Raw genomic sequence first — 18,949 nt, 5'->3', positions numbered from 1 at the left:
GCAGGAACGCCATGCGCGCGCCGGAGCACGGCGGCCGAAGGTAGCATGTGGGCGCCCCGCACAGTCAATCACACTGAAAGGAAAGCCATGAGCAGCAAGCCAACTTCAGAGGGAGCCGGCAGCGAGCGCCCCATCCTCACCACCCGCCAGGGACACCCCGTGCGCGACAACCAGGCGCTGCGCTCGGTCGGCGAACGCGGCCCGGCCACGCTGGAGAATTACCAGTTCATCGAAAAGATCACGCACTTCGACCGCGAACGCATTCCGGAGCGCGTGGTGCACGCGCGCGGCACCGGCGCGCACGGTTACTTCGAAGCCTACGGCAAGATCGGCGACGAGCCGGCCGCCCGGTACACGCGCGCCCGCGTGCTCACGGAAACCGGCGTGCGCACCCCCGTGTTCGTGCGTTTTTCCACCGTGATCGGCGGCAAGGATTCGCCGGAAACGGCGCGCGATCCGCGCGGCTTCGCCGTCAAGCTGAAGACCGTCGACGGCAACTGGGACCTGGTCGGCAACAACCTCAAGATCTTCTTCATCCGCGACGCCGTCAAGTTCCCGGACATGATCCACGCCTTCAAGCCGGACCCCGTGACCAACCGCCAGGAGCCGTGGCGCTTCTACGATTTCGTCTCCAACTCGCCGGAAGCGCTGCACATGGTCACCTGGGTGAAAAGCCCGTGGGGTATTCCCGCCAGTTACCGCGAGATGGAAGGCTCGGGCGTGAACACCTACAAGCTGGTCAACGACGAAGGCGTCGCCCACCTGGTCAAATTCCACTGGGTGCCGAAACAGGGCGTGCGCAACCTCACCGCCGCGCAGGCCGCCGAGATCCAGGCAAACGACACCGGGCATGCCACCAGGGACCTGTACGAAGCCATCGAGCGCGGCGACTTCCCCGAGTGGGAATTCTGCGTGCAGCTCATGAGCGACGACGACCATCCAGAACTCGACTTCGACCCGCTGGACGATACCAAGCGCTGGCCGGAAGACCAGTTCCCGCTGCTGCCGCTGGGCCGCATGGTGCTGGACCGGAATCCGGACAACGTGTTCGCGGAAACCGAGCAGTCGGCCTTCGGCACCGGCGTGCTGGTGGACGGCGTCGATTTTTCGGACGACAAGATGCTGCAGGGCCGTACCCTGTCCTACTCCGATACCCAGCGCTACCGCGTGGGGCCGAACTACCTCCAGCTGCCCATCAATGCGCCGCAGGAAGCGGCCAGGCCCCGCACCAACCAGCGCGACGCGCAGATGGCGTACTACGTCGACGATGCGGGCAACGGCGGCAAACTCGACCGGCACATCAACTATGAACCCAGCAGCATGGGCGGCCTCCAGGAAGCGCCCCGGCCCGCCAGGGAATACCGGCAATGGGTCGAAGGGCACCTGGGCCGCTACCAGACCAGCCGCACGCTGGACGATTACCGCCAGGCGGGCGAGCGCTGGCGCACCTTCGAGGACTGGGAACGCGACGAACTGGTGAAGAACCTGGGCGACGACCTGCGCCAGTGCCCCGAGCCGATCGCGCTGCGCATGGTGTGGCACTTCTGGCACTGCGACGCGGACTATGGCCGCCGCGTGGCCGAAGCCGCCGGCATCGACCTGGAGCGGGCCCGCGCCCTGCCGCCGCTGGCCGGCAAGCCGGCGCCCAACCAGCACCGGCCGGTGCCGACCTATACGGATGGCGAACCGGAAGAAAGTGCGCGGGAGGAGGCGCCGGCGAAGTAGGATGCCGAGGGGGCGGCTAAAATGCCGTTTCGATAAGCCAACCCCAGGTGCAAAATCTGGGGTCTGACCCGACGGGTCAGACCCCAGCGCTTGCCGTTGGGGTGCAGGCATGCGATATCTAGATTTCAGTACATCGGCGACAGCACTCTGCTCGTGTCCGCCCCTGTCCCGGAAACCTATTCCAGCAAATCCTCGATCTTCACCGGCAGCGAGCGGATGCGCTTGCCCGTGGCGTGGTAGACGGCGGCGGTGATCGCCGGCGCCACGCCGACCAGCCCGATCTCGCCCACGCCGCGCGCACCGTACTCGTTCAGCGCGGTGTCGGGATAATCGAGGAACGTCACGTCGACGTCGGGCGCATCCGCGTGCGTGACCATCAGGTAGTCGGCCAGGTTGCCGTTCACGGGCGCGCCGTAGCGGGGGTCGTAATGCGTTTCCTCGAACAGCGCCATGCCCACGCCCATGTGCACGGCGCCCTCGATCTGGTTGCGCGCGGTGCGGGCGTTGACGATCCTGCCGCCGTCGATCACGGAAACCACCCGCCGCACGGCCAGGCGCGCGATGGACGGCTGCCAGCCCACTTCCACGAAATGGGCGCCGAACGACCGTATCGACACGGCCTTGGCCTGCGGGTCGGCCGAGCTGCCCTTCGAGATGCCCTGCCCCTCCACAACCTCGACAGCGGCACGCCGCAGGACCTCGCCGAACGCGAGCCCGGCGGGCATCACCCGCCCGCCTTCGAATGCCGGCTCGCCATCCGGGTCCAGGCGGGCCGCCACGTCGAGCAGCTGCCGGATCGCATGGCGCGCCGCCATCGCCACGGCCGGCACCAGCGACGCGGTGGCCATCGAACCGCCGGACACCGGCCCGGCCGGGAAGTCGGTATCGCCGATCTCCACCTTGACCCGCGCGATGTCGACGCCCGTCTCGTGCGCGGCCATCTGCGCCAGCACCGTGTACGTCCCGGTGCCGATGTCCTGCGTGGCCGAGCGCACCCGCACGGTGCCGTCGTCGTGCAGGCTGATCGACACCTGCGCCCTGGTCCGCATGCCCGGCCACGTGGCGCTGGCCATGCCCCAGCCAAGGATCGTAGCCCCGTCGCTCATTGCGCCGATGCCCGGACCGCGGCGCTCCCAGCCGAAGCGCCGGGCGCCCAGCTCCAGGCATTCCTTCAGGTGCCGCGACGAGAACGGCACGTCCTTCGATTCGTCGCGCGCCGTGTCGTTCAGCAGCCGCAGCGCCAGCGGGTCCATGCCCAGCCGGTCGGCCAGGTCGTTCATCGCCGATTCCACCGCGTACATGCCGGGCACCACGCCGGGTCCGCGCATCGCCGTGTTCACGCCGAGATCGCGGCGGCACGATGCCCCCGTCACGCGCAGGTTCGGCGTGGAATAGAGGTAGCCGGTCGCCTCGCCGCACGATTCCTCGGAAACGCCGGCCCGCGAGTCGTGGTACAGGAAATCCTGGCGCAGCGAGAGCAGCCGCCCATCCGCGCCGGCGGCAAGCCGCATGCGCTGCTGCGTATTGGTGCGGTGGCCAACGTTACGGAACATCATCTGCCGCGTGACGACCAGCTTGACGGGCCGTCCCGCCACCCGCGCCGCCTGCGCCGCCAGCAGCGAATGGGTCCAGGGCCACAGCTTGCCGCCGAAGCCGCCGCCCAGGTATGACGTGACGACGCGCACGCGCTCTTCCGGCACCTGCAGCATGGCGGCCAGCACGCCGCGGTGGTTGACGACGGCCTGCGTGGTTTCATGGACCGTCAGCCGGTCGCCTTCCCAGCGGGCGACGGTGGCGTGCAATTCCATCGGATTGTGCGTTTCGACCGGCGTGCGGTAGGTTTCATCGACCTGTGCGGCAGCCTGCTCGTATGCGGCCTCCGGGTCGCCCCGCTCCGTGACGACCTCGGGCTCGTCGTCCGGGGCCATCTCCATGCGCACGTCCGGCATGGAAGCTGCATAGTCCACCTGCACGGCCCGGGCACCGTCGCGCGCCGCCTCGAACGTGTCGGCCAGCACCAGTGCCACGAACTGGCCGTAGTAGCGCACCTCATCGTCCTGCAGCGGCGGCACCGTCTCATCGATCTTCAGCCGGCTCTTTTCCGGCAGGCGGGCGATGTGGCCGATGTTCTCAGGCGTGAGGATGGCGCGCACGCCGGGCAGCGCCCGCGCCGCGTTGCAGTCGATATGGCGCACGGTGCCCACGGCGATGGTGGCGCACACCGGCACGGCCACCAGCATGTCCGGGAAATGGTGGTCGGCCGTGTAGCGGGCGTGGCCGCTGACCTTCAGCGGCCCTTCAACGCGTGGCAGCGCCGCGCCGATGATGTCCTGCGGCGATGCCGCGCCGATGATGTCCGCGCTCATCGCAGTTCCTCCCCGGCCAGGTTGCCGATCGCCTCGACGATGCAGCGCCGCGCCAGCTCCACCTTGAACGCATTGCCGGGCCGCGGCACGGCATCCTGCATCGCCACCGCGGCGGCGGCCTTGATCGCGGCCGCCGTGAGCGGCTGGCCAACCAGCATGTGTTCCGCCTGCACGGCGCGCCACGGCCGCGTGGCCACGCCGCCCAGCCCGATGCGGATCTCGTCCACCTTGCCGCCGTCCAGCCGCAGCACGATGGCGCAGGAGGCCAGCGCGAATTCATACGATGCCCGGTCGCGCAGCTTCAGGTAGCCCGAGCGGGTGCCCGGCGGCAGCGGCGGCAGCGTCACGTGTGTAATCAGGTCGCCGGCCGCGAGCGGGGTCTCGATGTGCGGGGTATCGCGCGGCAGCAGGTGGAAATTGGCGATCGGGATCTGGCGCGCGCCATGCAGGCCGGCCACGTGGATGCGCGCCTCCAGCACCACCAGCGCCACGTTCATGTCCGAGGGATTGGAAGCGATGCAATGCTCGCTGGTGCCGAGCAGCGCCAGGTTGCGGTGATAGCCTTCCATGGCATCGCAGCCGCTGCCCGGCGCGCGCTTGTTGCACGCCATGTGCGGGTCGCGGAAGTACACGCAGCGGGTGCGCTGCAGCAGGTTGCCCGCCGTGGTCGCCATGTTGCGCAACTGGCCGGACGCGCCCGACAGCAGCGCCTGCGACAACACCGGATAACCGCGCCGCACCCGCTCGTCGTGCCCGAGGTCGCTGTTGCGCACCGTGGCGCCGATCGACAGGCCGCCGTCCGGCGCCGTCTCGATGCGGTCCAGTCCCAGGTGCCCGATCCGCACCACGTGGGCGGGATGCTCGACGTCCAGCTTCATCAGGTCCAGCAGGGTCGTGCCGCCGGCCAGGTAGCGCACGGTGGCGCCCTGCTGCGCGGTCGGCGAGGCGGCGCCCAGCAGCACCGCGTCGTCCACGCTGGCGGCGCGGCGCAGTTCGAAGGGCCTCATTCGCCGCCCTCCCCGCGCACCTGCCGGATCGCCGCGACGATGCTGGCATACGCGCCGCAGCGGCACAGGTTGCCGCTCATGCATTCGCGGATCGCCGCATCGCCGCCGCCGCACGGTTCCTCCAGCAGCGCCACGGCGGACATGATCTGGCCGGCCGTGCAGTAGCCGCACTGGTAGCCGTCGTGCTGCACGAAGGCGGCCTGCATCGGGTGCAGGCGTTCGGGCGACCCCAGGCCCTCGATGGTGGTGACTTCATCGCCCTCGTGCGCCAGCGCGAGCGCCAGGCAGGCATTGATGCGCCGGCCGTTCAGGTGCACCGTGCAGGCGCCGCACTGGCCATGGTCGCAGCCCTTCTTGGCGCCCGTCAGGTGCAGGTGGTCGCGCAGGTAATCGAGCAGCGTGGTGCGCACGTCCACGTTCATGTGGTGCTCCACGCCATTGACGACGATCGCGGGTCCCGTCGGCCGGGCCGGCTTGACTGCTTGCATGGGAGAGTCCTTTCCGCCCGGCGACCCAGGCTGCTGAAACTCGACTACACGCAAAAACGCCCCCGGGCGGCGCACGATTGCCTTCCCAGCAATGTTTGCAGAAGTAACTGCGGCGGCACCTCGCGCTGTTGAGTTAGGCCACCCCAACGGCAAATTCAGGGGTCAGGGAGGAATGCTGGCATGTATGCCAGCATCGTTCCGCAGGCGCGAAGCAGGCTTCGCGAAACCCCTGCTACACCCCGGCGGGGCAGAGCAGGGGTTTCGAGGAGCACCGCTCCTCGCCTGCGTAGCGGTACCGGCATGCATGCCGGTACTCCTTCCTGACCCCGGCCTTTCGCTGTAGGGGTAAATCTATGCGCTTTCATGGCAATGTCGCCACGAATACGCGAAGGAAACGGTGCCCGGCGCACTCCACAACGAGCAAAAAAAAAGCCCGCCAAGCTGGCGGGCTGAAGTCTATTTCCTTGGAGGAGAATAGAGGAGACGGTTCAATTATGCTGCGGCGCGCCATATCGCGCAACGCGTTTGTAGTGATACTAGTTATAGGCAGGCCCCATAACTGCAAATAGTCAGCGATCTGATCGAAGCGCGGCGGAGCACGGTGCCGGCAATCGCATGTCGGCAATGAAATGCCGGCGAAAAAAAGGGGAGCCCGAAGGCTCCCCAGGAGTCATCCCTGCCAGGAATGATCAGCGGTCCGGCGCGTACGGCAGCACGCGCGAAGCGAGACGGGTATCGGTTTTCAGCAGGCTCACTTCATCGGCCATGATATGCACCGCTTCCAGCAGCAGCACGTCCTTGGCGTTCTTGGCGGCCTTTTCCGCTTCCAGTTCGGCGCTCAGCGAGCGTTCGTCGCCCTGCAGGCCATCGTCGGTGCGGCTGACGCCCTTCACGGCGGCGGCAGCCTGCTTGGCCTGCTTGGCGCCGGCCGGCTTGGCGGCGACGGCGTTCTTGGCCGCTTCCTTCGGATCGGGCACCAGGATCGGATCGTCCGCGGACGGCGCGGCGGCCAGGCGGGCATCGCGCTGCTTGGCGCGCGCTTCCTGCTCGTCGCGTTCCTTGCGGCGCTCCTTCTCGTTCAGCGAGATCAGGTTGTCCTTGCGCTGCTGCTTCACGTAGTTGACGTCCTCGACGAGGAACTGGAAGTCCTTGTCCTTCGCCACCCGTGCCTCATGCTTCTTGGCCAGCAGCGGAACGATGTCCTTCACCTCGCCGGCCGGGATGTAGACGGCCGGCTTGATCACCGTGTACGGCAGCGCATTGTCGTAGCTCGACTCGCCGAAGTTCTCGGCATCGGTCAGCTGCGGCAGCTTGATGTCCGGCGTGACGCCGCGCAGCTGCGTGGTGCCGCCGTTGATGCGGAAGAACTGCGCCACCGTCATCTTCAGTTCGCCCAGGCGCTGCTTGTCCTGCGCGAAGCGGTCCAGGCTGATCAGCGTCTGCACGGTGCCCTTGCCGAAGCTCGGTTCGCCGATGACGATGCCGCGGCCGTAATCCTGCACGGCGGCGGCGAAGATTTCCGACGCCGATGCCGAGCCGCGGTTGATCAGCACGCCGATCGGACCATCCCATGCCAGGCCGGGCAGCGTGTCGTTTTCCACTTCCACGCGGCCTTCGGCGCTGCGCTGCTGCACTACCGGGCCCTTGTCGATGAACAGGCCGGTCAGCTCCACCGCTTCGGTCAGCGAACCGCCGCCGTTGTTGCGCAGGTCGATCAGTACGTTGTCGACCTTATCCTTCTTCAGCTCGGCAAGCAGGCGGGCCACGTCGCGCGTGGCGCTCTTGTAATCCTTGTCGCCGCGGCGGCGTGCCTCGAAATCCTGGTAGAAGGTGGGCAGCGAGATCACGCCGATGCGGCGTTTCACGGCGCCATCCTTCACTTCCATGATCGACTTCTTGGCCGACTGCTCTTCCATGCTGATCTTCTTGCGCACCAGCGAAATCATCACCGGCTTCGCATCGGGACCGGCATCGCCCGGCAGCACCTGCAGGCGCACCTTGGAATCCTTCGGGCCGCGGATCTGCTGCACCACGTCGTCGATGCGCCAGCCCAGCACGTCCGTGACGGCGCCGGTCTCGCCCTGCGCCACGCCGACGATCTTGTCGCCCACCTTCAGCTTGCCGGACATGCCGGCCGGGCTGCCGGTAACGATCTCCCGGATCACCGTGTATTCGTCGCGCGTCTGCAGCACGGCGCCGATGCCTTCCAGCGACAGGCGCATCTGGATGTCGAAATTGTCGGAAGCGCGCGGGCCCAGGTAATTGGTGTGCGGTTCGATCGACATCGCATACGCGTTCATGAAGATCTGGAAGACATCCTCGCCGTTCAGCTTGCGCGAACGCGACAGGTAGTTTTCATAGCGCTTGTCCAGCGTGTCGCGGATCGCCTTGTCGTCCTTGCCGGCCAGTTTCAGGCGCAGCCAGTCATTCTTGACCCGCTTGCGCCACAGGTCCTTCACATCGGCCTCGCTCTTCGGCCATTCGGCCTTTTCGCGGTCGTACTGGTAGCTTTCGTCCAGCGTGAAATCGGGCTTGGTTTTCAGCAATTCGCGGGCATACGCAATGCGCTCGTTGAAGCGCTGCTGGTAAAGATTGTAGATGTCGAACGGCATCTGCAGGTTTTCGCCGACGATCGCATCGTCGAGCTTGCCTTTGGCACCGGCATATTTGTCCAGGTCGGCTTGCACGAAGAACAGCTTTTCCGCATCCAGCGATTTGAAGTAGCGGTCGTAGATCTTTTCCGACATCGCATCGTCCAGCGGCGTCGCCTTGTAGTGATAGCGGGACAGCACGCGGGACGCCCACAGGGCAGCCTGGGTCTGCTGTGCGGCAGGCTTGAGCTGCTCGACGGCCGCCTTGTCGGCGGGCGCGGCATTACCATAGGCGGACAGGATAGCCAGCGACATCGCGGCCAGCAGCATTTGCTTCTTCATCGGCATGCTCCGAATTCTAAAATGACGATTTGCGGACAGGCTCATACATTACAAGCCCGCTCCCGGCTTATTCTACAGGAGACACGGCGCTGATTCGCCACTCACGCTTAAGCGCGTATTAAAGAATGCCAACCGTTCTGGCAACGAATTGGCGAATAAGTGACCGGATTGCAAAAACTTGTAAATCCATTACCGGGGAATTTGAATAAAGGTTAATGTCCGCCGCTATAAAAGCAGCGGCCGCAGGCCTGACGGTAGCGCTCGTTACCGCCGATGGCGATCTGCGCGCCTTCGCGGATGCGATGGCCGTGCTCGTCCACGCGAATATTCATCGTCGCCTTCTTGCCGCAAGTGCAGATATTCTTCAGCTCCTCGATCGTATCGGCCAGCGCCAGCAGGTAGACCGAGCCCGGGAAGGGTTCGCCGCGGAAATCGGTGCGCAGGCCATAGCAGATTACCGGCACGCCTCTCACCTGGGCCAGCTGGTGCAATTGCTGCACCTGCGGCACGGTGAGGAATTGCGCCTCGTCGACGAGCACGCACGCCACCTTGTCGATCTCCAGGAAATTAGTGGAGGCATCGAAGGTTTCCACGTCGCGCTGCAAGCCCAGCCGTGAAGTGATCTTGCCCACGCCGAAGCGGTCGTCGATCGCGGCGGTAAACAGCCGCACCGCCTGGCCCTGCTCCTCATAGTTGTGGGCGACCTGGAGCATCGCGGTGGATTTGCCCGCGTTCATCGCGGAGTAACGAAAATAGAGTTTTGCCACTGCGGACCTGCTGTAAAAAGGGAATCCCGGATTATAGGGTAGTGCACAGCGGCCGGTGCACGGCGGCTGGTGCATAGCCGGCAGGGCCGCCACCACGCGGCCCGGCTGCGCTGGCCCCCGGCCGCGAATCGGCGCATACTGCCATGGCACCGTCTGCGGCCGCACCACGGCTCATGGACATCTCATCTGGACACCCGTTCATTCGCGCTCATTCGATCCCACAAGGAGAGACCATGCCGAACACCAGCTCCCCCGAAGCCGCCACGCCCGCGCTGTATGGGCTGATCGGCAACACCCCCCTGGTCGAAGTCACCCGCCTGGACACCGGCCCCTGCCGGCTGTTCCTGAAGCTCGAATCCCAGAACCCCGGCGGCTCCATCAAGGACCGCATCGCGCTGTCGATGATTGAAGCGGCCGAGCGCGACGGCCGCTTGCAGCCGGGCGGCGTCATCGTCGAAGCCACCGCCGGCAATACCGGCCTGGGCCTCGCGCTGGTCGGCCGCATCAAGGGCTACCGCGTGGTGCTGGTGGTGCCGGACAAGATGGCCACAGAGAAGATCCTGCACCTGAAGGCGCTCGGCGCCGAGATCCACATCACCCGCTCCGACGTGGGCAAGGGGCACCCCGAGTATTACCAGGACCAGGCCGCCCGGCTGGCCGCCGACATTCCCGGCGCGTTCTATGCGGACCAGTTCAACAACCCGGCGAACCCGCTGGCGCACGAGACCACCACCGGGCCGGAGCTGTGGCAGCAGAGCAGCCAGCAGCTCGACGCGATCGTCGTCGGCGTCGGCTCGTCGGGCACGCTGACCGGCCTGTCGCGCTATTTCGCCCGGGCCAATCCGGACCTGGCCTTCGTGCTGGCCGATCCCAAGGGTTCCATCCTCACCGAATTCCTGCGCACCGCGCGCGTGCCGTCGACCAGCGGGTCGTGGGCGGTGGAAGGCATCGGCGAGGATTTCGTGCCATCCATCGCCGATTTCTCGCGCGTGAAACAGGCCTACACGATCACCGACCAGGAAAGCTTCGACTGCGCGCGCGCCCTGGTGCGGGCCGAAGGCATCCTGGGTGGCTCGTCGACCGGCACGCTGCTGGCCGCGGCCCTGAAATACTGCCGCGAGCAGACCGAACCGAAGCGCGTGGCCACCTTCGTCTGCGACACGGGCACGCGCTACCTGTCGAAGATGTACAACGATGGCTGGATGTTCGACCAGGGCCTGATCGAGCGGCCGCCCACCGGCGACCTGCGCGACCTGATCGGCCGCCGCTACGACGCGGGCGAGGTGGTCAGCGTGGCGCCGACCGACACCCTGCTGGTGGCCTTCAACCGCATGCGCGCGGCCGACCTGGCGCAGCTGCCCGTGATCGAAAACGGCAGGCTGGTGGGCATCCTCGATGAATCGGACCTGCTGCTGAAGGTGGGCAACCAGGCCGCGCACTTCGCCAGCCCCGTCGGCGACACGATGACGTCCCGCCTGGAAACGCTGCAGCCGGGCGACAGCGTGCAGGCGCTGCGCAGCACGCTCGACCGGGGCCTGACCGCCGTGGTGGCGGACAGCCAGCGGTTCTACGGCCTGGTCACCCGCTACGACCTCCTCAACCACTTGCGCAGGACGCTATGAGCCAATCCGACGATCAACTGGACAATGAGAAACAGCACGACCAACCGCGCGACGACCCACGGCACGACGACCAGCCTCGCGGTGAACAACGCCAGCGGCTGGCCACCCGGGTGATCCACGCCGGCCAGTCGCCCGATCCTTCCACGGGCGCGATCATGCCGCCCATCTACGCCACTTCGACCTTCGTGCAGCAGAGCCCCGGCGTGCACAAGGGGCTCGACTACGGCCGCTCGCACAACCCTACGCGCTGGGCGTTCGAGCGCTGCGTCGCGGACCTGGAAAGCGGCGCGCAGGGCTATGCCTTCGCCTCCGGCCTGGCGGCGATTTCCACCGTGCTGGAATTGCTGGACGCCGGTTCCCACATCGTCGCCGGGGACGACATGTACGGCGGCAGCTTCCGCCTGTTCGAACGGGTGCGCCGCCGCAGCGCCGGCCACGAATTCACGTATGCCGACCTGACCAACCCGGAAAACCTGCTGGCCGTGCTGCGGCCGGAGACCAGGATGGTGTGGGTGGAGACGCCGACCAACCCGATGCTCAAGCTGGCCGACCTGGCGGCCATCGCCCGCATCTGCCGCGAGCGGGGCATCATCGCGGTGGCCGACAATACCTTCGCCAGCCCGATCGTGCAGCGCCCGCTGGAACACGGCTTCGACATCGTGGTGCACTCGGCCACCAAGTACCTGAACGGCCATTCCGACATCATCGGCGGCATCGCCGTCGTCGCCGGCGAGGAACGCCAGGCCGCCTGGCGCGAGGGGCTGGGCTTCCTGCAGAACTCCGTGGGCGCGATCCTGGGCCCGTTCGACAGTTTCCTCGCGCTGCGCGGCGTGAAGACGCTGGCGATCCGGCTGGAGCGCCATTGCGCCAGCGCGCTGGAACTGGCCCAATGGCTGGAACGCCAGGCGGCCGTGCGCAAGGTGTTTTATCCCGGCCTGGCTTCGCACCCGCAACACGCGCTGGCCCGGCGCCAGATGCACGGCTTCGGCGGCATCATCTCGATCGACCTCGCCACCGACCTGGCCGGGGCGCGCCGCTTCCTGGAGCGCTGCGAAGTGTTCGCGCTGGCCGAAAGCCTGGGCGGCGTGGAAAGCCTGATCGAGCACCCGGCGCTGATGACGCATGCCACGATCCCCGCCGCGCAGCGCGCGCAACTGGGCATCGGCGACGGCCTGGTGCGGCTTTCAGTGGGTATCGAGGACGTGGCCGACCTGCGCCGCGACCTCGCCAATGCGCTGGCCGCGATCTGATGGGGCTTCCCTGAACCCGGCCTTCCTGCGCTGGGCTAGTGCCCTGAGCCGCTCCGCTTCGGCTCATCGGTACGGAACAGGCGCCGGACGAAGTTCTCCAGCGCCTGGAACACGCCCTCGACACCGAAGCCGGCAATGAACGACAGCGCCGAACCGGACAGCGCCCACGCGTCCAGCAAGCCTTTCGATTCGCCGGGTGCCGCGCCGGAAGGATTGATGAACAGCCCGATACAGGCGCCGATCGTGCCGCCCAGCGCCAGTTGCAGCAAGGCCATCGTGGAATCGCGCGGCGACAGCAGGCTTTCCCGCATCCGCTCCCACAGCCGCCGCACCACGGCGGCGCCGGCGCCCAGCATGCCATAGGCCAGCGGCAGGAACGATGTGCCGACCACCAGCGTGACGATGCGCGCCATTTCCTCGGTGCCCCGGCGCCGCACGCTGGCGTCTTCCGGATCGCGCGTATTGACCGGCTCGGGGCGGTAGAAGATGCTGTAGAAGCTGCGCCACGGCGCCAGCCATTCGCGCAAATTCAGCCGCACCGCGCGGCGCTCCTCGCGCAGCGCCTCGGCGCGGTCGCAGAACTGGTATTCCTCGGTGGTGCGGTAGCGCGGCTTGCCGTCCGGCCCCGTCAACGCGCAGAAGCGCACCGGCTCCGGGTCGCGCGCCAGCCTGCCCTTCGCATCGGCCGCCATCAGGCGCGCCCGCTCGTCGGCCGTGTATTTCAGCTCGGCGGTGGAGATTTCCGCGCGCAGCTCGCTGGTGCGGGTGCGCACCGCATCGAGGTGGCCGAGGATCACGTTCCCGGCCGCCACGTGCCACGACAGCGCGCACGTCAGCGCCAGCGACGACAGCAGGAACAGCACGAGCCACAGCATGCGGTGGTTGAAATTGATCGCCACGCCGATCAGGCCCGGGTAGGCGTAGCGCGCCAGCGTGACGCGCGTGGGCTTGTCCCACATCTGGCCGCCCTGCCCGCGGTGGGGCGACGGCGGCGCTTTCTTCGGCGTTCGCGAGAACACGTCGCGCAGCAGCCGGCGCAGCACGTTCATCTTCTTGCGCCGGTCTTCCTCGCCGACCACCAGGATCGTGAACGCCACCGAGAGCCCGGTGGCCGGGCGTGCCACGGTGTTGAGCATGTCCTTGGCGCGCATCAGCGCCACCGCCTGCTCCAGGCGCAATCCGGGATCGGCGGCCGGTGTCAGCCCGATCTCGCAGATCGTGCGGATGATCTGCGCCGGATCCGCGCCCGCTTCGGCGCGCAAGTCCTTGTCCCAGCGGCCGGAAATATGGTCGAGCAACAGGAAGACTTCGTACAGCTCGCGCACGAAGATGAATTCCTCGAGCCGGAGTTTCTCGCCGTCACCCGGCGCCGGGCCGGGCACATGCTCGTCGTCGGTTGCGGCCATGGCATCCTCCACCGTGCTGGTGGATCGATTCTACGCCCGCCCCCGCCACGAGAAACGGTGACAGGCACCATTTTTCCTGAAACATTTCAAACTCAAAAACGGTGACAGGCACCATTTTTCGGGAAACATTTCAAATTAAATGGAGCCTGTCACCATATTTCTTGTCACCACATTTCTTGTCACCACATTTCTCACCGCTTCCCGGCCGGATTCGGGCAATGCTACAGCCCCGGGTGGTACTGCCGTTCCAGGTTCTTCAGCACGTCTTCCTTGTAGAACAGCACGTCCTTGAATTCGCCGCGCGCATACATCTCGGCCTGGTCGCTGAAGTGCGGCGAGGCGGGGTCGCCGCTCTGCCCGCCCGCCAGGATGCTCTTGGCGCGGATCCGCGGCCCGAACTCGACGGCCGCCACGAAGCTGTTGCCACGCTCGCCATAGATGCGCTTCGTGGTCTGCGGCGACGTCATGCCGTAGGCGGCCAGCGCGCCCCAGTTGCCCGAGGCGTACGGCACCGGAATGCTCGGCTTGCTGTCGTCGAACGGCTGCACGATGTCGCCCGTCACGCGCTGGAAGCGGTTGATCTCGCCCCACGGCGTGCGCCACGTGCCGAAAGCCTTTTCCAGCGTGGCCGATGCCCGTGCCAGCGCTTCGAGCCGCTGCGCCGGCGTGAGCCGGTTCTCGGCATATTCCAGCACGGGGATGCCAGCCTCCTTCGCCGCCGGGCCATGGGTTTTCACGAGATCCTGCAGCCAGTAGATGCCGAGCGAGGTGGGCACCGATGCCAGCGCATAGCGCATGTCCCAGCCGCGCAGCGTGGCGACCTGCTCCGCCAGCGCGGCCTTGTCCGGCGACCCGGCGGGTAATTCGTCGTAGGCGCGCACCAGCAGCGGCAGCAGTGGCTCGAAGGCCGTCAGCTGGCTGTCGTAGGCGGCGGCGATCAGCGACTCCAGCGTGAAGTCTTTCTTGTCCTGCAGTACGCGCACGGCGTGGATGCCACGCGGGTTTTCCGGGTTCATCGACATGTACGCCGGATAATCCTGCCGGCGCGGGCTGTACTGTCCCGCCGCCGAGTACGGCCAGTTGTTGGTATTCTGGATCCAGCCGTTCTTTGGATTGAACAGCCGGATGGTCTCTTCCACGCTGTGCAAACCCTTCCAGTCGGTGGCCGGATCGCTGCCATCGACCGGCTTTGTGTAATCGAAGCGGGGGTCGCGTTTCGGGATGAAATTGCCGTGGAAGTAGGCGATGTTGCCGTCCGCATCCGCGTACACGGTGTTGTTCGACGAGTTGGTGCGCAACTCCATCGCCTTCCAGAACGCCTTGTAGTCGCGCGCGCGGGTGCGCAGGTACGACTGCTGCAGCGCCTTCAGCGGCTGGTTCATCAGGGCCACGGACACCCACTTGTCCCCCTCGCGCCGCACCACCGGACCGTGGTGCGTAAAGTACGCGGTGATCTTCTTTTCGGCCATGCCGCCGGGTACCTTGAACGGCAGCGTGATCGCCACTTCCTTCACCGGGCGCAGCTCCTTGCCATGCCGGTACCAGTACTTGCCATCCTTCTTGACGACGGTTTCCAGGAATTCGTCGATGACGTCGCCGCCGCCCGACGTATGCATCCACCCCAGCCGGTCATTGAATCCCTGGTAGACGAAGAACTGGCCCCACGTCACGGCCCCATAGGCGTTCAGCCCCGCCTCGCTGACCACGTGGATCTCCGGGCGGAAGTAGAACGAGGTGTGGGGATTGATCATCAGCAGCGCGTGGCCGCTCTTGCTGAGGTGTGGCGCGATGGCGAAGCCGTTCGAGCCGCCGGGTTCCCGGTCGAGACTCCCGGTCGCCGGCGCACCGGCCAGCACGGGCATGTCTGCATAGAAGCGCTGCAGCGCCGGCACGTCGACTTCCTCGATATCGCCGCCGATGCTGCCTTCCGAGAAGCTGAGCGCCATCCACGGTTCGAAGCGCGTCAGCAGCTGCGGCCGCACTTGCGGGTGCGTATGCAGGTACCAGTTCAAGCCGTCGGCCCACGCGTTCATCAGCGTCTTCAGCCACGCGGGGCTGGCCTGGTACTGCGCCTTCAGCTCGTCCGGACGGATGAAGAGCTTCATCCGCAGGTCGTCGTACAGCGCTTTTTCGCCCTCCACCTCGGCCATGCGCCCCAGCGCGGTAATGAAATTGCGCTCGACGCGCCGGAAGTCATCCTCGGCCTGCGCGTACAGCATGCCGAACACCGCGTCCGCATCCGTCTTGCCGTACACGTGCGGAATCCCCCACTTGTCGCGCAGGATCGTCACCCGCTTCGCCTGCGCCTGCAGGCGCAGCACTTCCGCGGGCGCCAGCTTCGTGGCTGGCCGGTCGGCCGGCGCCGCCAGGACGGTGATGGGGAGCAGGCATCCAAGTACAGCGGCGGTTTTCAGCATACGGACCTTTCGATGGTGGATAACGATGCGTCGCCGGCCAGCCCGGAAGCGCCGGCCAACCGGCTCAGGAGGCGCCGACCAGCTGGCTCAGGAAGCGTCGACCAGTTGGTCGATGCGCTCGCGCAGCTCGGCATTTTCGGCACGCAGCGCCGCGTTCTTCGCCTTCAGCTCCGCCACTTCGGCGCGCAGATGCTCGACTTCGGTCAGCGGCTGGTGCGGCTGCGACGGCGTTTCGCCGCCGTCTTCCCATGGCGCCGGCTTGGCCGGTTTCACCGGGCGCGCGGCGGCACGCTGTTCGCGCACTTCCTTGGCAGCCTGCTGCAACGATTTCTTCCCGCCGGCCACCGCGCTTACCTGCTCTTCGGCGGGCAGCGTGGCCACGGTGGGCGGCGTTGATCGAGATGGTGCCGGTACGAACAGCCTCCACCAGTTCCGGCGTGGCGGTCTTCTGGATCTTCTCGATCTGCGAGATGGTATTGCTGGACAGGCGCGCGGCGCGGGCGATGTCTTCGCGCGACGTGCGCACTTTCGGCACCGCCGATGCGTCGGCATCCGGGTCCGGCGGCGCGATGGCGGCGTCCTCGGCCTTGATGCGCGCGGCGTCTTCCTCCAGGCGCTTGGCGAGGATGTCCTTCTTGCGAAGGGCCAGCACGCCGCGCTGGAAATCGCCCACGCTGCGGCGGCCCAGGTGGTTGTCGATCATCCACAGCATCACGTCTTCCATGCTCTGGAAGCGCTCGTTCTGCACGACCTTGAACGGGATGCCGTGCTGCTGGCAGATCGCATAGCGGTTATGGCCGTCGACGAGTACGTCGCCCCACAGCACGAGCGCATCGCGGCACCCTTCGGCCAGCAGGCTGCGCTCCAGCGCCTCGTGTTCGGCCTCGGTCAGCGGCTCGATGTAAGCGCGCAGCATGTCATTGATCTGGATTTGCATTATTCCGTGTTCCTTGAAAAACAAGCGGCACGCCGATGGCGTGCCGTCCAGCATGCTACACCAATCGGGCGGGCTGGCGGAAGGCTGACTTGTTTTGGCGAAGGACCGGCGCGATAGCACGGCAGCTCTGGAAGTTGGCGTGCAGACATGTCATAATGGCGGGCTGTGCCCCTGTGGTGAAATTGGTAGACACACCGGACTTAAAATCCGTTGCTCGCAAGAGCGTGCCGGTTCGATTCCGGCCGGGGGCACCACTGACCATCTGCACCACCTCTCACTTTCCCTCACTTCCCGATGTCAATCAACGAGTTAAGGCACTTTTGCCAACTCGGCAGGACGCACTGTTTACCACTGAAAAACACTGATTCCTGCTACGCTTCGCGAACATTTCACAAACAAATCACGAACAAGGAATGGCGACCTTCAAGAAGGTGCAGCTCAAGAGCGGCGTGTCCTGGCGTGTCCAGATCCAGTGCCTGGGAGTGAGGCAGGCGAAGAGATTTTCACCATCACGCCCTCGGCCAGCTTGCGCTCGGCGGTTTTGATCGCACCGGTCATCTTCCACGCGTTGCTTGATCTCTGCGGCCCGTTCGTTCATCGCGGCCTTCAGGAAGGCCTTCGGGTCGGAGAAGTGCACCAGGGACGCCAGGTCGAGGGCCGCGCGCGCTGGTTCCTTTGGCGGCGGCGCGACAGGCTTGCCGGCTGCTCGCTTGCGCACCTCCTTTTTGCGCTCTGAGGCTAGCAGGCAACGTCCGCGTCTTTAACAAGTCGCGATCCCGCGGCCGACGCCGTCGCGGCGCTGTAGCCTGCGGCAATCGCCGCATCTTTATTCGAGAGCCCGGCCAAAACGGCACCGGCGAAGGCCCGCTTTTGCCTGTTAAAGCCATTAACAAAATCCTCCAAGGGAGAAAAATTCTGCGCGTGAGGAACAATGCGGTGTCCAGCCCGAAAGGCCCCAGACTTTCGCCCCGCCCCCTCCTGCCAACAGTTGGCTTCCAGTCCTTATCGCCACCATGACAATAATGCAGTCGCATTATAAAAAACCGGTTTAGGGCATGATAATATGACAACGCAATGTGCTGTGTATGCTATTGCAGGGCAGTCCGATCAACCACCTCTAAAGGACCACAATGAAACTGACACATGTGTTGAGTAGTACTACTATTGCAGTAATACTCCTATGCACTGGCTCAGCCAGTGCTACCGTGTACGACTTCCGCGTACTTAGTGAACGTGATGATGGCGTTAACCACGTGTGGCAGTGGCAGATTGATGCCGATGAGACCCCAGATTCAATCGCGCCTGGATCGAGCCTTAGCTACGATTTTGTTCCTGGCCGCTATCCTTACGGCTTTTCGGGGTACGGTGATATTACTTTTTATCACGAATCGCAAGGCGGTGGCATGTTTATCACAGATAGCTGGAACAGCAGTTTCGCAATACTTCGCGGCGAAGGCGATCAGATCTATAGCGGCAGTGAAGCAGATCCAGTATTCGAGCCCGGTACTTATACAATGTTCTACGATTTTGGGGGTCCAACCAACTTCACACTGACCATTTCCGCCGTGCCGGAACCCGCAACATACGCCATGATGCTCGGCGGCTTGGGCCTGGTCGGAGCTGCACTGCGCCGTCGTCAAGTCAAGTGAACAAAGTGAGGCGCGCGGGCTAGCATAGCTGCGCAGTAGTGTCACCGTTTGCGTGAATGATGCCTTGGTCAGTCGATCGCGTGGCCGCCGGCTGACGTGCTGACCGGCTCCGCACGCGAGTGATCCTCGATCAGGGTGCATTGCACGCTGATCTGGCGCCCGGGGTTCATATCTGCACCGAAGATCGAGGCGACCAGGTCGAACACCCACTGGTCGCACGCCTCCCCGAACGTCGGGCTGCCAGGCGCGTCGACGATCTTGAGCTGCTTGAAGATCGCGACCGACTGCTCGGCCTGGTCGGGAAACAGCGGCGGCGGTATGATGGACCGCCCCTCGACCAGCCTTTCCTTCCAGTCGAGGCATGCGGTTGACCATTCCATGA

Annotated in this window: 13 protein-coding genes, 1 tRNA gene and 1 pseudogene; 5 read left to right on the top strand and 10 right to left on the bottom strand. The window is 65.7% G+C overall.

Features of this window, described 5'->3' with window-relative positions:
- Positions 1 to 87: 87 nt before the first annotated feature.
- Complete coding sequence (locus tag OU994_RS15780; RefSeq protein ID WP_281606619.1) at positions 88 to 1,725, top strand: catalase; 1,638 nt, start codon at positions 88 to 90, stop codon at positions 1,723 to 1,725.
- A 176-nt stretch (positions 1,726 to 1,901) separates the two neighbouring features.
- Here the strand turns inward: OU994_RS15780 and OU994_RS15775 are convergent, their stop codons facing one another.
- The 5 genes from OU994_RS15775 to OU994_RS15755 all read right to left on the bottom strand — a co-directional run bounded on the left by OU994_RS15775 (position 1,902) and on the right by OU994_RS15755 (position 9,286).
- Positions 1,902 to 4,091 carry a xanthine dehydrogenase family protein molybdopterin-binding subunit gene (locus OU994_RS15775; RefSeq protein WP_281606618.1) on the bottom strand — a complete coding sequence of 730 codons (2,190 nt, stop codon included), beginning with the start codon at positions 4,089 to 4,091 and terminating at the stop codon, positions 1,902 to 1,904.
- The gene (locus OU994_RS15770) at positions 4,088 to 5,098 is read right to left on the bottom strand and encodes a xanthine dehydrogenase family protein subunit M (RefSeq protein WP_281606617.1); all 1,011 of its coding nucleotides are present in this window, start codon (positions 5,096 to 5,098) and stop codon (positions 4,088 to 4,090) included. The genes OU994_RS15775 and OU994_RS15770 overlap by 4 nt, the downstream gene beginning before the upstream one ends.
- Positions 5,095 to 5,586, bottom strand: coding sequence for a (2Fe-2S)-binding protein (locus OU994_RS15765; RefSeq protein ID WP_281606616.1), 492 nt, complete (start codon positions 5,584 to 5,586; stop codon positions 5,095 to 5,097). The genes OU994_RS15770 and OU994_RS15765 overlap by 4 nt, the downstream gene beginning before the upstream one ends.
- 689 nt (positions 5,587 to 6,275) lie before the next feature.
- Complete coding sequence (locus OU994_RS15760) at positions 6,276 to 8,519, bottom strand: carboxy terminal-processing peptidase (RefSeq protein ID WP_281606615.1); 2,244 nt, start codon at positions 8,517 to 8,519, stop codon at positions 6,276 to 6,278.
- A 212-nt stretch (positions 8,520 to 8,731) separates the two neighbouring features.
- Positions 8,732 to 9,286: a thymidine kinase gene (locus tag OU994_RS15755; RefSeq protein WP_281606614.1), complete on the bottom strand. Its 555-nt coding sequence runs from the start codon at positions 9,284 to 9,286 to the stop codon at positions 8,732 to 8,734.
- A 233-nt stretch (positions 9,287 to 9,519) separates the two neighbouring features.
- Here OU994_RS15755 and OU994_RS15750 point away from each other — a divergent pair, with 233 nt between their 5' ends.
- Both OU994_RS15750 and OU994_RS15745 read left to right on the top strand, forming a co-directional pair.
- Positions 9,520 to 10,908, top strand: coding sequence for a cystathionine beta-synthase (locus tag OU994_RS15750; RefSeq protein ID WP_281606613.1), 1,389 nt, complete (start codon positions 9,520 to 9,522; stop codon positions 10,906 to 10,908).
- A complete protein-coding gene (locus OU994_RS15745) occupies positions 10,905 to 12,158 on the top strand; it encodes a PLP-dependent aspartate aminotransferase family protein (RefSeq protein WP_281611551.1) in 1,254 nt (417 codons plus the stop codon). Before OU994_RS15750 ends, OU994_RS15745 begins: the two co-directional genes overlap by 4 nt.
- A gap of 35 nt (positions 12,159 to 12,193) precedes the next feature.
- Here the strand turns inward: OU994_RS15745 and OU994_RS15740 are convergent, their stop codons facing one another.
- From OU994_RS15740 to OU994_RS15730, 3 genes and pseudogenes are all read right to left on the bottom strand, one after another.
- Positions 12,194 to 13,564: a hypothetical protein gene (locus tag OU994_RS15740; RefSeq protein ID WP_281611550.1), complete on the bottom strand. Its 1,371-nt coding sequence runs from the start codon at positions 13,562 to 13,564 to the stop codon at positions 12,194 to 12,196.
- 221 nt (positions 13,565 to 13,785) lie between these two features.
- Positions 13,786 to 15,981 carry a penicillin acylase family protein gene (locus OU994_RS15735; RefSeq protein WP_281611549.1) on the bottom strand — a complete coding sequence of 732 codons (2,196 nt, stop codon included), beginning with the start codon at positions 15,979 to 15,981 and terminating at the stop codon, positions 13,786 to 13,788.
- Between the two features lie 87 nt (positions 15,982 to 16,068).
- Positions 16,069 to 16,918 (bottom strand): annotated as a pseudogene (locus tag OU994_RS15730) (hypothetical protein).
- 167 nt (positions 16,919 to 17,085) lie between these two features.
- Here OU994_RS15730 and OU994_RS15725 point away from each other — a divergent pair.
- Positions 17,086 to 17,172: transfer RNA gene (locus tag OU994_RS15725), tRNA-Leu, on the top strand.
- A gap of 146 nt (positions 17,173 to 17,318) precedes the next feature.
- Here the strand turns inward: OU994_RS15725 and OU994_RS15720 are convergent.
- Positions 17,319 to 17,636, bottom strand: coding sequence for a hypothetical protein (locus tag OU994_RS15720; RefSeq protein ID WP_281611548.1), 318 nt, complete (start codon positions 17,634 to 17,636; stop codon positions 17,319 to 17,321).
- A 412-nt stretch (positions 17,637 to 18,048) separates the two neighbouring features.
- Here OU994_RS15720 and OU994_RS15715 point away from each other — a divergent pair, with 412 nt between their 5' ends.
- The gene (locus tag OU994_RS15715) at positions 18,049 to 18,567 is read left to right on the top strand and encodes a PEPxxWA-CTERM sorting domain-containing protein (protein ID WP_281611547.1); all 519 of its coding nucleotides are present in this window, start codon (positions 18,049 to 18,051) and stop codon (positions 18,565 to 18,567) included.
- A gap of 68 nt (positions 18,568 to 18,635) precedes the next feature.
- Here OU994_RS15715 and OU994_RS15710 read toward each other — a convergent pair whose 3' ends face one another.
- Complete coding sequence (locus OU994_RS15710) at positions 18,636 to 18,947, bottom strand: hypothetical protein (RefSeq protein ID WP_281611546.1); 312 nt, start codon at positions 18,945 to 18,947, stop codon at positions 18,636 to 18,638.
- Between the last annotated feature and the right edge of the window lie 2 nt (positions 18,948 to 18,949).

Source organism: Pseudoduganella sp. SL102 (genome assembly GCF_027856995.1).
Classification (GTDB): Bacteria; Pseudomonadota; Gammaproteobacteria; order Burkholderiales; family Burkholderiaceae_D; genus Rugamonas; species Rugamonas albidiflava.
The sequence above is the reverse complement of the archived record's forward strand: the minus strand, read 5'-3'. Positions and strand labels throughout refer to the sequence as shown.